Annotated in this window: 10 protein-coding genes; 8 read left to right on the top strand and 2 right to left on the bottom strand. The window is 70.3% G+C overall.

What is annotated here, in order from left to right; translation table 11 throughout:
- Nucleotides 1-669 precede the first annotated feature (669 nt).
- Nucleotides 670-3,765, bottom strand: a complete 3,096-nt coding sequence (locus tag AC0682_RS25460) for an AfsR/SARP family transcriptional regulator (RefSeq protein ID WP_478535308.1) — start codon at nt 3,763-3,765, stop codon at nt 670-672.
- Nucleotides 3,766-4,346: 581 nt separating this feature from the next.
- On the opposite strand from AC0682_RS25460, the gene AC0682_RS25455 reads away from it, so the two are divergent.
- Nucleotides 4,347-5,213, top strand: coding sequence for a phytanoyl-CoA dioxygenase family protein (locus AC0682_RS25455; protein WP_478535307.1), 867 nt, complete (start codon nt 4,347-4,349; stop codon nt 5,211-5,213).
- Nucleotides 5,203-6,348, top strand: coding sequence for a hypothetical protein (locus AC0682_RS25450; protein ID WP_478535306.1), 1,146 nt, complete (start codon nt 5,203-5,205; stop codon nt 6,346-6,348). Before AC0682_RS25455 ends, AC0682_RS25450 begins: the two co-directional genes overlap by 11 nt.
- Nucleotides 6,349-6,384: 36 nt before the next feature.
- On the opposite strand, the gene AC0682_RS25445 is transcribed toward AC0682_RS25450, so the two are convergent.
- The gene (locus AC0682_RS25445; RefSeq protein ID WP_478535305.1) at nt 6,385-7,680 is read right to left on the bottom strand and encodes an MFS transporter; all 1,296 of its coding nucleotides are present in this window, start codon (nt 7,678-7,680) and stop codon (nt 6,385-6,387) included.
- Between the two features lie 143 nt (nt 7,681-7,823).
- Between AC0682_RS25445 and AC0682_RS25440 the strand changes: the two genes are divergently transcribed.
- The 6 genes from AC0682_RS25440 (at nt 7,824) to AC0682_RS25415 (ending at nt 12,848) form a co-directional block, all read left to right on the top strand.
- A complete protein-coding gene (locus tag AC0682_RS25440) occupies nt 7,824-8,516 on the top strand; it encodes a helix-turn-helix transcriptional regulator (RefSeq protein ID WP_478535304.1) in 693 nt (230 codons plus the stop codon).
- A 1-nt stretch (nt 8,517) separates the two neighbouring features.
- The gene (locus AC0682_RS25435) at nt 8,518-9,153 is read left to right on the top strand and encodes a uridine kinase family protein (protein WP_478535303.1); all 636 of its coding nucleotides are present in this window, start codon (nt 8,518-8,520) and stop codon (nt 9,151-9,153) included.
- An 87-nt stretch (nt 9,154-9,240) separates the two neighbouring features.
- Complete coding sequence (locus tag AC0682_RS25430; RefSeq protein ID WP_478535301.1) at nt 9,241-10,326, top strand: sugar phosphate nucleotidyltransferase; 1,086 nt, start codon at nt 9,241-9,243, stop codon at nt 10,324-10,326.
- Entirely contained in the window at nt 10,323-11,522 is a 1,200-nt protein-coding gene (locus AC0682_RS25425; RefSeq protein WP_478535299.1) for a glycosyltransferase family 4 protein, read from the top strand. Before AC0682_RS25430 ends, AC0682_RS25425 begins: the two co-directional genes overlap by 4 nt.
- On the top strand, nt 11,519-12,298 hold the full coding sequence (locus AC0682_RS25420) for a sugar phosphate nucleotidyltransferase (protein WP_478535297.1): 780 nt from the start codon (nt 11,519-11,521) through the stop codon (nt 12,296-12,298). The genes AC0682_RS25425 and AC0682_RS25420 overlap by 4 nt, the downstream gene beginning before the upstream one ends.
- Nucleotides 12,285-12,848, top strand: a complete 564-nt coding sequence (locus AC0682_RS25415; protein WP_478535295.1) for an NUDIX domain-containing protein — start codon at nt 12,285-12,287, stop codon at nt 12,846-12,848. Before AC0682_RS25420 ends, AC0682_RS25415 begins: the two co-directional genes overlap by 14 nt.
- The last annotated feature ends 42 nt before the right edge of the window (nt 12,849-12,890 follow it).

Below are 12,890 nucleotides of genomic sequence, written 5' to 3'. Positions count from 1 at the left end.
GGGCACCGCGCGTTCTCCCGCTGTCAGAGCCGACCATGAGGCCAGTACGGACCGGGTGGAGGCCCGTGCCTCAACGGCGCGTTCGTTCAGCGGGATGCCGGGCATCGAGCTCCCCGAGACCCGCTCACCCGCATGCGAGTGAGCTGCCACCAGCGCTTGGGCGCTCTCCTCGTACAGCGCGGGAAGCCTGCGCAGTAGCTGCGAGGTATCCGGCGGGCCAATGGGCGGGCAGTCGGCGGTGCCCGCTCCGGAAAGAGGTGGTGCCGTATCCGCGGGGCGGAGCACGGCGGAGGGGTTGGACATGTCAATCCCTTCGGCGCGGATAGGGGAGCACTGCCCGGGAGCGTGGCCGGTGTGGCACAAGCCGTGCCCGCCGGCTGTGCCACACCCTCGTCCGGGCCGCTATGGATGCGCTATCGAAGGCCTTTCGGCGGAGATACCGGTCGGGCTCAGGAGCGATAGCGATCCAAAGGCGCGCCGTTGTTGAGTGTGTCCACACCACGACGGACGGTGATCCGGCCGGTCCGGATCAACCAGAAGAGACAGGAACTCCCATGCGTATGACTATTCGTCGCCGAATCCGGTCCGCCTGTGCTGCCGTGCTCATCGTCTCCGCGGCAGCATTCGCGGCGGCTGCCGTGCCTGCGGTGCCTCGGACCGAGTACACAGTCATTGCGGACGGCCCGGCCGAAGAGACTCCGCAGCCGCGTGATACGCATTGGGGCTGACCGGAGCGATGGTGGCCCCGGGCCGTCCCCCGGGGTACGGGTGGGATGCGGCCGGTCCCACGGCGGTCGCCTCCCGGGCGGCCTCCTCCACCGCATCCAGCGCCTCCCAGGTGCGCCGCTGCCAGTCCAGGGCACCGATTTCCTCGAACAGGCCCAGTGCGGAGCGGAGATGGCGCTGCGCCTCCGCGAAGTGGTCCTGCTCCCGCGCGCAGTCGGCGAGTGCGTGCAGCGCCTGTGCCTCCATGAAGCCGTCATGGGCGAGACGGGCCACTGACAGTGCCTTGGTGAAGTCGGCATGGGCGGCACGGATGCTGCCGTTGGCCCGTGACACCCGACCGAGCCCGAAGAGGGCATGGGCTTCTCCGGCCTGGTCGCGGTTGGACCGGACGAGGCGCAGGGTCTCCCGGAACGCGAGGCCTGCCTCACCGGTGTCGCCGCGCTCCAGATGGAGTTCACCGAGCCGGTAGAGCACCTGGGCCTCCACCCGCCGGCACCCGGTCTCCCTGCCCAGCCTCCGTGCTGTGTCGAGCAGACGTTGGGCCTCGTCGCTCCGGCCGTCCTCCATGGCCGTCCGGGCGAGATTGGACAGGACGTGCGCTTCGCCCACTTTGTCGCCGACCTCACGCAGCCCCTCCGCCGCGATGCGGTACCGGCCGGCGGCGCGCTCCCGATGGCCGCGCACCCGGTCGACGAAGGCGACATTGCGCAGGACCAGCAGCTGACCGTGCCGTTCCCCGACCGCCTCGAACAACTCGTCGGCACGGTTGAAGCGGTCCTCCGCCTCGGGCAGGCGTTTCTGCAGCATGTGCAAGGTGCCGATGGTGTAATGCATGGCTCCTTGACCCCGGTGGTTGTCCGCCCGTTCCGTGGCGTCGAGCGCCAGGGTTGCGGTCTCCAGCCAGTCGTCGTAGTAGCTTCCGGCTTCGAAGAGAGTGACAGAGGTCAGGGCCAGGTCCCAGCAGAGGTCGTCCAGTCCTTCGGCATGGGCGAGCCGTACGGCGGCGATGAGTGAGGTGCGTTCGCTCTCCCACCATGCGGAGGGTTGCCTCAGCAGTTCGGCGACGATGTCGGGCGACAGCGTCCAGCGTTCGGCGGTGCTGTGGAGGATGGTGTAGTCACCTCCGTACTCCGCACGGTGGGCCGACTCGGCCAGCTGCATCCAGGCGCCCAGGAGCCGCCCCACGGCCGCGCGTTTCCGCAGCAGTGCCTCGGACCGTTCGAGCTGTTCCTTGGCGTACAACCGGATCAGGCCGTGGAAGCCGTACCGGGCGGGCGCGTCGCGGGTCGGGACCACCACGGTGAGCAACTGTGCGTCGACCAGCTCGTCGAGCAGGTCCTCCGCGGTCGCGCAATCGGTGTCGAGGAGTGCCGCTGCGACCCAACCGGCGAAGTCCCGGGCCTCGGAGAGCGAGAGCAGGCGGAAGAGATGCCGTGCCTCCAGGCCCAGCCCGTTGTAGGCCATGGCGATGGTCGACCGCAGTTCCTGGCCGCCGTGGGAGAACTCGTCGAGTCGGGCCGCCTCGACCCGAAGGCGGTTGACCAGGCGGCTGATACGCCAATGTGAGCGCATGGCCATCCGTGCACCCGCGATACGCAGGGCGAGGGGGAGCCCGGCACAGATCTGTGCGAGTTCGATGGCGGCGGGCAGTTCGTCCGTGACCCGTTCCCGGCCGGCGATCGCGCACAGCAGGGCGAGTGATTCGTCCTCGTCCAGTACGTCGACCTCCACGCCGTGCAGTCCGGGCACCCCGGTGAGCCGCTGCCGACTGGTGGCCAGGACAGCACAGGTGTGGCTGCCCGGGGTCAGCAGCTGAAGGACCTCGCTGCCGCCGATTCCGTCGAGGACCAGGAGGATGCGGCGGCCGGCCATATGGCTGCGGTAGAGGGTGACGCGTTCGGCCTGGTTGTCGGGGACAGCTTCGCTCGGTACTCCCAGGGCGCGCAGCAGCCACCCCAGGGCCCAGGCGGCCGAGGCATCGGCGGGACGGTCGTGGAAGTCGAGGTAGAGCTGGCCGTCGGGGTATGCCTCGGTCAGCTGGTGCGCGGCTCGTACCGCCAGTGAGGATTTGCCGACGCCGCCCATGCCCGTGACGCCGACCATGCGCACGGAGCCAGGGGCCTCGCTCGGTCCGTCCGGTTCCAGATGCCGGGTGATGTCGGAGAGCAGGCGGCTGCGTCCGGTGAAGTCGGCCAGGTCGGAGGGGAGCTGACGGGGAACGGCGACCGCGGCGGGGCGTGGTGCCTCTGCTCGCAGGGCCGGGGAATCGTCGGGCCCCTCCGGCCGGGGGCCGGCTAGCGCGGGGGAGCTGTTGAGGACGGCCGACTCCAGGCCCTTGAGTTCCTGGCCGGGCTCGATGCCGAGTTCGTCGATGAAATGCGCCCTGGCCCGCCGGTACGTGGCGAGCGCATCGCTCTGCCGCCCGCTCCGGTAGAGCGCCACCATCAGGAGGCCGATGGCTTTCTCGCGCAGAGGCTGAGATTCGACGAGATCGTGCAATGGGGAGACGGCCTGCTGGTGGAGACCCAGATCGAGCAGGTGGCCGGCGAGCTCCTCCTGTGCCGCCAGCCGGCGCTCCTCCAGTGCGTACGCGTGCCGCTGCACGAGGTCGCTGGGCAGCCCCATCAGGGCGGGCCCGTTCCACAGCTGGAGTGCGGACTCGACAGCGTCGGCGGCGGACCGCAGCTCTCCGCGTTCGGCGAGATCGCGTGCTTGGGAGAGCAGGGTGGTGAAGACGTGGGCGTCCACCTGCTGTTCGGTGATCGCCAGTCGGTAGCCTGCGGGCAGCGTCTCGATGAGGCCCGTATCGCCGTTGTCGGCAAGGATGCGGCGCAGCGCGGAGACGCAGATCTGGATCTGTGCGCGGGCGGTGGCAGGCGGGGATTCTCCCCAGACGGTGTCGATGAGCTGATCGACCGGGACGACACGGGAGGCATTGAGGGCCAGCATGGCGAACACAGCGCGCTGCCGCGGGCCACCCAGTTGTAGTTCTGTGCCGTCCGCAGTGGCTCTCACCGGCCCGAGCAGCCTGACGTCCATGCGCCCCCCCGAGCTGCCATTGGCCGACGTGGGACCGCAGGTTGCCGATTACGGCCCTGAATCCCGCGTATGGGCTCTACACTGAGACTTTTGGTCTGAACCAATTGGTCAAGGCATGTTAATGATCGCCTCGCCGAGCGGTCAAGGCTGGGGCGGCGGTGTGCAGGGAGTTCACCGGCCCGCTGTCTGTCCATGGGTTCCCTGGTCGGCAGGCGATCGGAACGTCGATCTTCAACAGGGGGTTGACTTCTGGTCCAGGCGCCAAGAAGATGTTTCCAGAGTTGGACAACTGTGCCTGGAGCTGATCCGGGCTTCTCCTCCTCGGGCAGGGCAATCGAGGCCGCCGCTTGTCGAGCAGGCAGGCCCGCCCGTTAGGCATCCCACCGGAGAGCGCTGACGCTCCGATGCCTGCCCGCAGAGCTGTCCCGCCGTTTCCCCGTCAGATTCACCAGCCCGTACGCGCGCCGTCGCCGCGCCACACCCCGCTGCTCATCCCGCAGGCGTCCGCTGCCGCATGGTCGCGAGGCCGGGCGGTGGTGTGCGGTGCGCCGAGGGCTGTTCCGGAATGAAAGGCAGATGCGATGCAGCAGATGACCGACGCCGAATCACCCGTTGCCGCCGCGGCCCGATCGCTCACCGATGAGGAGGTGGAACGGTTCCACCGGGACGGATACCTGCTTCTCAAGGGAGTGATCAGCAAAGAGGAGGCGGAACGGTGCAGGCAGTACGTGATGGACATGATGGACCCCGACCTCACCCTGCCCATGCCGTGGATGTCGCGCTTCGGCCGCATCAAGCCGCTCCAGCCCGACTTCAGCGAAACGTTCGCCGACCCGGCGCTCATTCCGCTGTTTCAGAACGAGCGGCTGTACCGCGCGGCCAGTCAGCTCCTGGAGAGTGAGCGACTGCGGGTCTTCGACGGCTCGCTCGCCATCACGATCCGCCACGACGTGGGGGAGACTCCGTACAGCCAGCCTCTCCACCTCGATGTCAGGGTGCCGATCGAGGTTTCCCAGTTCCGGCTGGACCTGCCGGAGATGGAGCTCGCCGGCTGCTTCTACCTGACCGACGTGCGGCCGACGGGCGGGGGGATCTGTGTGGTGCCCGGCGGCCACCGGCTGGTGATGGAGGCGGCCCGGGCGCACCCCACCGGTCGCCTGCTGCACGACTTCTGGCGCGACATCAAGGGATTCCCCGAGCCCGTGGAGATCGTCGCGGAGGCGGGAGACTTCGTCCTGACCCACTTCCTGATGCCGCACAACGCCTCCCACAACCGGCTTCCCGAGGCGCGTGTCGCCCAGTTCCTGCGGTGGGTGCGCGACGACCATGTCTACGGGCAGGCCGACGAGGTGCCGTCCGGCCACTACGACGCGGACCAGACAGCCGCCATGTCGCCGCTCGGCCGACGGCTCTTCGGCGTGGAGCCCTGGGACGCCGGTGACCGCTGAGACGGCCGCGCCGGGCGCGGGGTCCGGCGCGGACACGGTCCGCATCTCCTGCGCGATCATGGCGCACCCCGCGCGTGCCGACCGGGCCGAACAGCTGCGCCGCAGCCTGCCCGCCCTGGCCCCCCGCGTGGTCCTCGACCCTCGGCCGGACGGCCCCCGGTCGACCTTGCGGACCGCGCTCGCGGCCTGGTCGGCGTCGGACGGAGGGGCCACGCATCACCTGGTGCTCCAGGACGACGCCGAACCCTGCCCGGATTTCGTGGCTCAGGTGGAGGCCGCGGTGCGGACGCGGCCGCGTTCACCGCTGGTCCTCTTCGCCGAATGGGGTTCGGTGTCGGCGACGATGACGCGCTGGGCGGCGATGTCGGGCCACGCCTTCGCCGAATGCGTCGACGACTACGTCCCCACGGTCGGTCTGGTGCTGCCCGTCCCTCTGGCGCGGGGACTGGTCGACTTCGCCTCTCGTGAGTGCCCGGCGGACGAGCCCGACGACGTGGCTGTCCACCGCTATCTGAGCGGGTGCGGCGAGCCGGTGCTCTGTACCGTCCCCCAACTCGTCGACCATGACGGGCCGCAGAGCCTGCTGGGGCATGGGGAGCACATGGGGCGGCGCAGAGCCGCCCTGTTCCGGACGGCCGACGAGTCCGTGGCGAGCTCCGGGACGCTCCTGGCCCCACCGCTCATTCCGGTGCTGAGCTGGAGCGACGGGCGGGCGCTGGCTGCTCGGTGGGACGCGGTGGCCCGGACCCATGTGGGCACCGTCCCGCTCCTCGAACCGCTGGGTTCGCTGGGCGCGGACACCGGCTCCCTGTTCGACGGACTCGCTTCGACGCTGTCCGATCCGTGCTGCGAGGAACTGCGGACGCTGTCGGCCCCCCGTCTCATCGAGCAGCTCTGGCTGACCGCCGTGGCTGTCGGGGTGATGGCCCCCGGGGTCCGGCCCGACCCGACGGCGCGACAGGCTGCCCGCGCTCTTGCCACCATGGGCCCGGGCGGACTGCGCACCTTGGAGCCCGCGTCCACGTCTGCCCGGTACGGTCCGGCCCTGGCCCGGCTGACCGGCGCCGGAGTCGCCGCGGGGGTGGCGATCCGCGGTGGGGACCACCCGGCCGGGGCCGGCCCTTCCGTGGGCTGAGGCGGCACCGCTGGTCCTGCGCCGGGTGCTCACGCGTCATACGGCCCGGTCCAGGGCCTCCCGCTGCTCAGGCTCCGACGCGGCGGCCGGGGTCAGCCGGTCAGCGGCGAGCAGACAGCACAGGGATACCAGCGAGATCCCCGCCAGCACGGTCCAGAGCACTTCGGGACCGGCGATCAGCCAGGTGAGGAACGCCGGTGCGATCGCGTTGCCCAGGGTGGTGCCCGTGTGGAAAAAGGCGGCCGACCTGCCCATGCCGGAGGGGCCCGCCAGATCGAGGAGGATCGCGTTGACGTGCGGGAAGTAGAGCATGCCCGTGATGGTCAGCAGGATCGTCACGACGACGGCCACCACCAGACCCACTTCCGGCCCCGGCGCGGGCGCGCCGGTACGGGAGTGGACGAGGAGGAGCGCGAGAGCCGCACACGTCGTGACGGTGCATCCGATCAGGGAAACGGAACGGGGCCGGCGGCTGGTCAGCCGGGTGAGCGGTGGCTGGGCCAGCATCACCAGGACGTAGGCGAAGGTGATGAGGGCCGGAACCAGCCAGGCGGGCTGGCCCCAGTCCCGTACGAAGACGATCGGGAACACGAACGCGCTCATCAGCAGAACCGGGGCGAAGAGGATGTTGCCCACTCCGAGCAGCAGGCTGGGGCGGTCCCTGAGCAGGGTCAGCCATTCGCGCATCCCCTGCCCGCGACTCTGCTGCCGGAAGGAGCCGTCCGGCCGGAACCGGATCAGGATCGCTGCCCCCGCAAGTGAGGAGGCGATGTTGCAGCCGATCAGCCACTTCATCGCAGTGACGTTGCCGTCGGCGATGGCCAGGGCGGCGATCGCGCCTCCGGCCACGAAGCACCCGGCCTTCAGCGACTCCAGGAAGGAGAACCAGGACTCGACGGACGAGTCGGCGGCCAGCTGCTTCAGAAAGGGTGGCCAGCAAGCGAGAAACAGCCGCTCGGACAGGGCCACCACCAGCATTCCGGTGAAGATGCCGAGTTCCCCGTCGGCCACCAGGTAAAGGGCGTAACCGACCGCGGAACCGACATTGTTGAAGATCATGGCCCGGGTGGGGCCGTACCGCTGGACCACCTCTCCGGCCAGCACGCCGAACGGCAGCGACAGCAGTGTCGACAGCGTCAGCAGCAGACCGATGCGGGACGCGGAGAGATCGGTCGTGCTGAGGAAGAACAGCAGCGAGATCGGGAGGAACAGGCTCGCCCCGAACGTGTCCAGCACGACCGACAGCAACGGACGCCCCCGGCCCTCGATCGGTGGCATGCCCCAGCGGCTGAGCAGCCGACGGGAGCGTCGGTCCGGTGCGGGGGATGTCATGGCGGGACCTCCGACGGTGGTTGCAGCCGCTCTCCTGGCGGTCTTTGGGCTCATCGTCACCCCGCCCTCCGCCCACGGAGAGGGCTGGCAGGTTGCTGACACACGGCCGGCCCGGTTCCGCTCCTTATATACGGAGGTCACGCATGGCGACATATGGCCATGGCGCTGCGGCGCCATGGAGCATCCTGGAGACCCATGCTCCGGCAGGCGCGCCGGTGAGCGTGCTGACACCGGTCCAGGTGGCCGGGACGATCGGTGCGGCCGCGCGCACGCTGACGCTTCTTGCCCCCGGTCCGCCCGACCGGGGCAGGGAGGGCCCGGAGATGCGCGGTGCGCTGGAGGCGGCGCGCGCGGGCGTGGCCGTGCGGATCTGTCTTGGAGGCGGCGAGTTCGAGGAACTGACCTCGCTGGAAGGGCGGCTCACGGTCAGCCGATGCCCGGTTCCTCTGCCCGCACTGGTCGTCATGGACAGTGAGCATCTGATGGCCTCGCTGAGCGGCCGGGGCTACGAGGGCGGCGCGCTGCTGATCCGCGGGGCCGCTTGGGCCGCGGCCGTCGAACGCTGGGCGCTGGACGCTCACCGCCAGGGCGATGCGTCCGTGGCCCTGGATGCCGGCGACCGCACCGTACTGGAGCTGTTGCGCGCGGGCCTGACCGACGAACAGGCGGCATGGCGACTGGGTGTGTCCACGAGGACCTACCGTCGTCGGGTCGCGAGCCTCCTGCGGAGGCTTTCCGCGAAGAGCCGATTTCAGGCTGGGTACCGGCTCGCCGAGCTGGGACTGGACCGGCCGACGGCCGACTTCACGGAGCAGACACACGACCGAAGGAGATGAGATGTCCGAACTGAGCCTCTACGACGTGCGCGCATTCTGCGCCGACGTGACCGATCGGGCGCGGAGCAGAGGCGGCCGGTTCCTGATGGGGATCGACGGCCCCGGTGCGTCCGGGAAGAGCACGCTGGCCGAGCAACTGGCGGCCCGCCTCCCCGGGGCGGAGATCGTCCACGTGGACGATTTCTACCTGCCCAGTGAGGAGCGGCAGGGCCGTCCCCGGGCGATCGGCCCCGGCTTCGACCTGGCACGCCTGCGCGAACAGGTCCTCGCCCCGGCTTCCCGGGGAGAGGAGGTCACCTACCAGAAGTACGACTGGGACAAGGACCGGCTCGGTGAGTGGGTGACGATCGCGGCAGGCACCCCGCTCATCGTCGAAGGCGTCTACAGCACCCATCTGGCGGCCCGTCCCTACTACGACCACCGCCTCTTCTGCGTCGCGACGCGGGAGACGCGACTGCGCCGCGGCCTCGACCGTGACGGTGCCGAGGCGGAGTCGCTCTGGACCGACGAGTGGATGCCGGCCGAGGACCGCTACCTGGCGGCCGAGGAACCGCATCTGTCCGCCGATGCCGTACTCCACAGCGACCGGGACAGCGCCACCGAGGGAGAGGCGCGCTACTGGTCCGAGACCGGCTGAGATCCGCTCCCGAACCTGGCACCCCCCGTACGGCTCGTACGGGGGGTGCCTGTCTTCCCGCAGACCCCGACCCGTTGGACGTGAACCGTGATCGCATCACTTCTTGCGGCGCAACCACCCGCTCCGCACCGGCCGCACGAATCCTTCGAGCTTCCCGGACTGTCGGCGATCGTGCTGGCCGCGGGAGAGGGACGACGGCTCCGCCCGCTGACCGAAACCCTCGCGAAGCCGCTCGCCCCTGTGCTCAACATTCCCCTGCTGTACTGGAACGTCACCCTCCTGAGCGGTCTCACGAACCGGATTGCCATCAACTCTTCTTACCTCTCAGAGCAGTTGACCCGGGCGTCGGGCCTTCTGGGCCGAGAGTTCGGAAGGGCCCCCGCCGTGGTCGAGGAGCCGGTGCTCAGCGGGCCCGCAGGGGGCATGCTCGCGGCCCGGAAGGCCCTCCCGGGCAGCACGTGCTTCCTGGTCGTCAGTGGCGATGCGCTGATCGAGGAGGACCACCGGGACCTGGTTGCGGCGCACCGGTCGAGCGGGGCGGACCTCACCATCGCCGCGAAACCCGTCGAGGACCCGCGGCGATTCGGCGTCCTGGAGCTGGACGGGTCCGACGTCGTCGGGCTGCGGGAGAAGCCTGCCGACGCGCCGCCGGGCTCGGTGGTGAGCTGTGGCATGTACGTGATTGGTGACCGGGCCGCCGGACTGCTGCGACCGATGCCGCGCACCCTCTACGACTTCAAGCACGTGGTACCGGAGCTGCTCGCGGCCGGGCTCAGCGTGCGCGTCCACCTTCAGGAGGGCCACTGGAGCGACATCGGGGACGTGGCGGCGTTGCACACGGCGAACCTCTTCGCCCTGCGGTCCGGGCTGCTGGAACGAGCGGCTTCCCGGAGCACCGACCCGCACGGGGCGTGGACCCAGGGTCCGGTGTCCGCCTGCCGCGACCTCGATGCGACGGGCCCGGTCTGCCTGGGCGCCGGAGCGCGGATCGGCCCGGGATGCGCGGTGGACCGGTCCGTCATCGGCCCTTACGCGCACATCGGAGCCGGCAGCCGGGTCCGTGACGCCGTGCTGCTGCCCGGGGCCCGTGTGCCACCGGGCGCCGACATCGACCACGCCGTCGTCACCGGCGACCACGTCCTTTCCGTGCCGAGAGAAACGGCTCTGACATGACGCTCCGGATTCTTCTTCTCACCTCCGCCTACCCGCCGGTCATGGGCGGCGCGGAGACGTACGCCCAGGAGATCGCCGAAGGCATGGCCGGCCTCGGCCACGAGGTACGGGTCGTCACCGATGCGGCGGCGGGCCGGCCCGGACAGCACGTCGCATCTTCACGGGCGGTCGGCAGGGGCGTGCGGATCGACCGGCTCGCCGGGTACCGGGGGCTCCTTGCGGACCCCAGCAAACTTCCCTGGGAACAGCTTCTCTTCGGCGTGCTGCCCGAGCTCGCCGGGGTGCTCGGCGCCTGGCGCCCCGACCTGGTCCTTGCCAACAGCCTGGAGACCGCCGTGCTCGGCCGTATCGTCGCCGACGAATACGGTGTGCCGCTGGCCTCGGCTTTCCATGAGCACGAGCCGGAGAACGAACCGTTCGGCAAGGGCCGTTGCTCTCTCGTGTACCGCTGGGTGCGGCCCGACCTGGTGCTCGCGGGTTCCCAGTTCTACGCTGCGCGGGCCCTTGCCCATGTCCCCGGGGACGGCGTCGCGCTGATCCACCACGGAATCGATACCGACCTTTTCGCCCCGGTGCCCAAAGACGCGCCCGGTCGGCGGGAAAGGCGGCGGGCCTGGGGGGTGGCCGAGGACGAACTGCTGATCGTCAGCGTGGGCCGGCTCAAGCCCCGTAAGGGCCAGGCCGAGCTGCTGCGGGCCTTCACCCGACTGCCCGCTCTGCGCGCCGTTCTCGTACTGCTGGGTGGCGTCAGCTCCGGCTCGCCGGAGTACGCGGAGCGGCTGCGGGCCGACATCGCCGCCGCCCGGGCCGCCGGGTTCAGGGTCGTCCTGGACGAGGGCGTCGACCGGGAAGGGATGCCCGCGGCGCTGGCCGCCGCCGACCTTGCGGTGCTGCCCAGCCATTCCGAAGGCCTGGGACTCGCTCTCCTGGAGGCACTGAGCACCGCACTGCCGGTGATCGCCACCGAGATCGAGGGGTTCGCGGAGGTTCTCGACGGATCCGCGGTCGCGCTGACCGTGCCGCTCGGTGACGAGGAGGCCCTGGGCTGCGCCCTGTTCTCACTGACCACCGACCCTGGCCTGCGGCAGAAGCTGGGGACCCTGGCACGGGATCGGGCCGTCGAGCACTTCTCCCGGCGGCGGATGACTCGCCGCACACTCGCCCGCCTGGAACAACTCGTCGGAGGTGTCCGGTGATCGGACAGGTTGTCGTGCTCGCCGGAGGACGGGGCACGAGGATGCGTCCGCTCTCCGACCGGCTGCCGAAGCTGCTGTTCCCGGTCGCTGGGCGGCCCTTCCTCGACCATGTCGTCGCCAACTACCGCGACCAGGGCGTACGCCGCCTGCATCTCTGCCTGGGCCACCACGCCGAGCAGGTGATCGCCCATGTGCGGGAACTGCCGCCCACCGGAATGGAGATCACCGTCTCCGTCGAGGACCTTCCCCTGGGCACCGCGGGTGCGCTGAGGTTGGCCCGGCCCTTCCTGGCCGATCGCTTCGCCGTCGTCATGGGGGACAGCTGGCAGCCGGTCTCCCTGGCCGATCTGACCCGATGCTGGGAGTCGTCCGGGAGACCCGCGGCGATGGCCGTGTGCCGGGAACTGGACGACGTGGTTCCCGGGAACACGGAGGTCGACGACGGGCTGGTCACGGCCTACGGAAAGGGCAGGGCACCCGGAACGTTCGCGTTCGTCGACTACGGCACCTTGTTGCTCACCCGCGCCCACGTCGACCGGGTCGCGACGGGGGAGACAGACCTGGCGGATCTCATCGGTGCCCTGGTCGCGGAGCGTGGCCTCGCGGCGCTGGAGGTGGCCGAGCGCGACCGGTTCCACGAGATCGGTTCCTTCGAGGGCTACGAGCAGTTCCAGAAGTACTGCGCACGCCACCCCGCACAGTTCGGCGCGGTCGGCTCCCCTCCGAGGGAGTACCACGCCCCGCAGGAAGGAGCCCTCACCCATGGAGCCGTGTGAGGACAGTGGAGAGCGGCCCGCGACCAAGCGGCCCGTCGGCTCGCGCACCGTGTACGCCAGCCCGTGGATGAGAGTGCGCGAGGACGTGATCGCGCGCACCGACGGTTCGCAGGGGCGGTTCGCCGTCGCCTCCCGGTCCGACTTCGTCGTCGTCCACTGCCTGACTCCGCAGGGCGTCGTGCTGACCGACCAGTACCGGTACGCGGCGGGCCTCTGGAGCGCCGAGCTGCCCCAGGGCGGGATCGAACCCGGGGAGTCGCCGCTGGACGCGGCCCTGCGGGAACTGCGCGAGGAGACCGGCTGGATCGGCTTCGGCGCCGGAACCGTCGGCGGCCGTGTCTACGAGGCGGCCGACTGGGCGACCCAGCACTTCACCGTGGTCAGCCTCCGCGCCGAGGTACGTGCCGCCCCCGCACCGGAGCGTGAGGAAGCCGGTCTCACCAGTCGCACGGTCCGATCCCAGGAACTGGACCGGATGATCCGCTCCGGCGAGATCACCGACGCGGCGACGCTCGCCGCGATCGCCCTGGTGAGGCTCGCCGATGGCTGACGCAGGCCCGCCGACGCACCGTGCCACCCGACCCGAGACACG

The sequence above is a fragment of the Streptomyces sp. NPDC043746 genome (genome assembly GCF_056436485.1).
Note: the sequence above shows the minus strand (reverse complement) of the source record. Positions and strands in the feature narration are given on the sequence as shown.

Excerpts from the sequence above, each read along its gene's own strand:
- AC0682_RS25460 (WP_478535308.1), bottom strand. The coding sequence starts at position 3,765 with ATGGACGTCAGGCTGCTCGGGCCGGTGAGAGCCACTGCGGACGGCACA.
- AC0682_RS25455 (WP_478535307.1), top strand. The coding sequence starts at position 4,347 with ATGCAGCAGATGACCGACGCCGAATCACCCGTTGCCGCCGCGGCCCGA.
- AC0682_RS25445 (WP_478535305.1), bottom strand. The coding sequence starts at position 7,680 with ATGACATCCCCCGCACCGGACCGACGCTCCCGTCGGCTGCTCAGCCGC.
- AC0682_RS25440 (WP_478535304.1), top strand. The coding sequence starts at position 7,824 with ATGGCGACATATGGCCATGGCGCTGCGGCGCCATGGAGCATCCTGGAG.
- AC0682_RS25435 (WP_478535303.1), top strand. The coding sequence starts at position 8,518 with ATGTCCGAACTGAGCCTCTACGACGTGCGCGCATTCTGCGCCGACGTG.
- AC0682_RS25425 (WP_478535299.1), top strand. The coding sequence starts at position 10,323 with ATGACGCTCCGGATTCTTCTTCTCACCTCCGCCTACCCGCCGGTCATG.
- AC0682_RS25415 (WP_478535295.1), top strand. The coding sequence starts at position 12,285 with ATGGAGCCGTGTGAGGACAGTGGAGAGCGGCCCGCGACCAAGCGGCCC.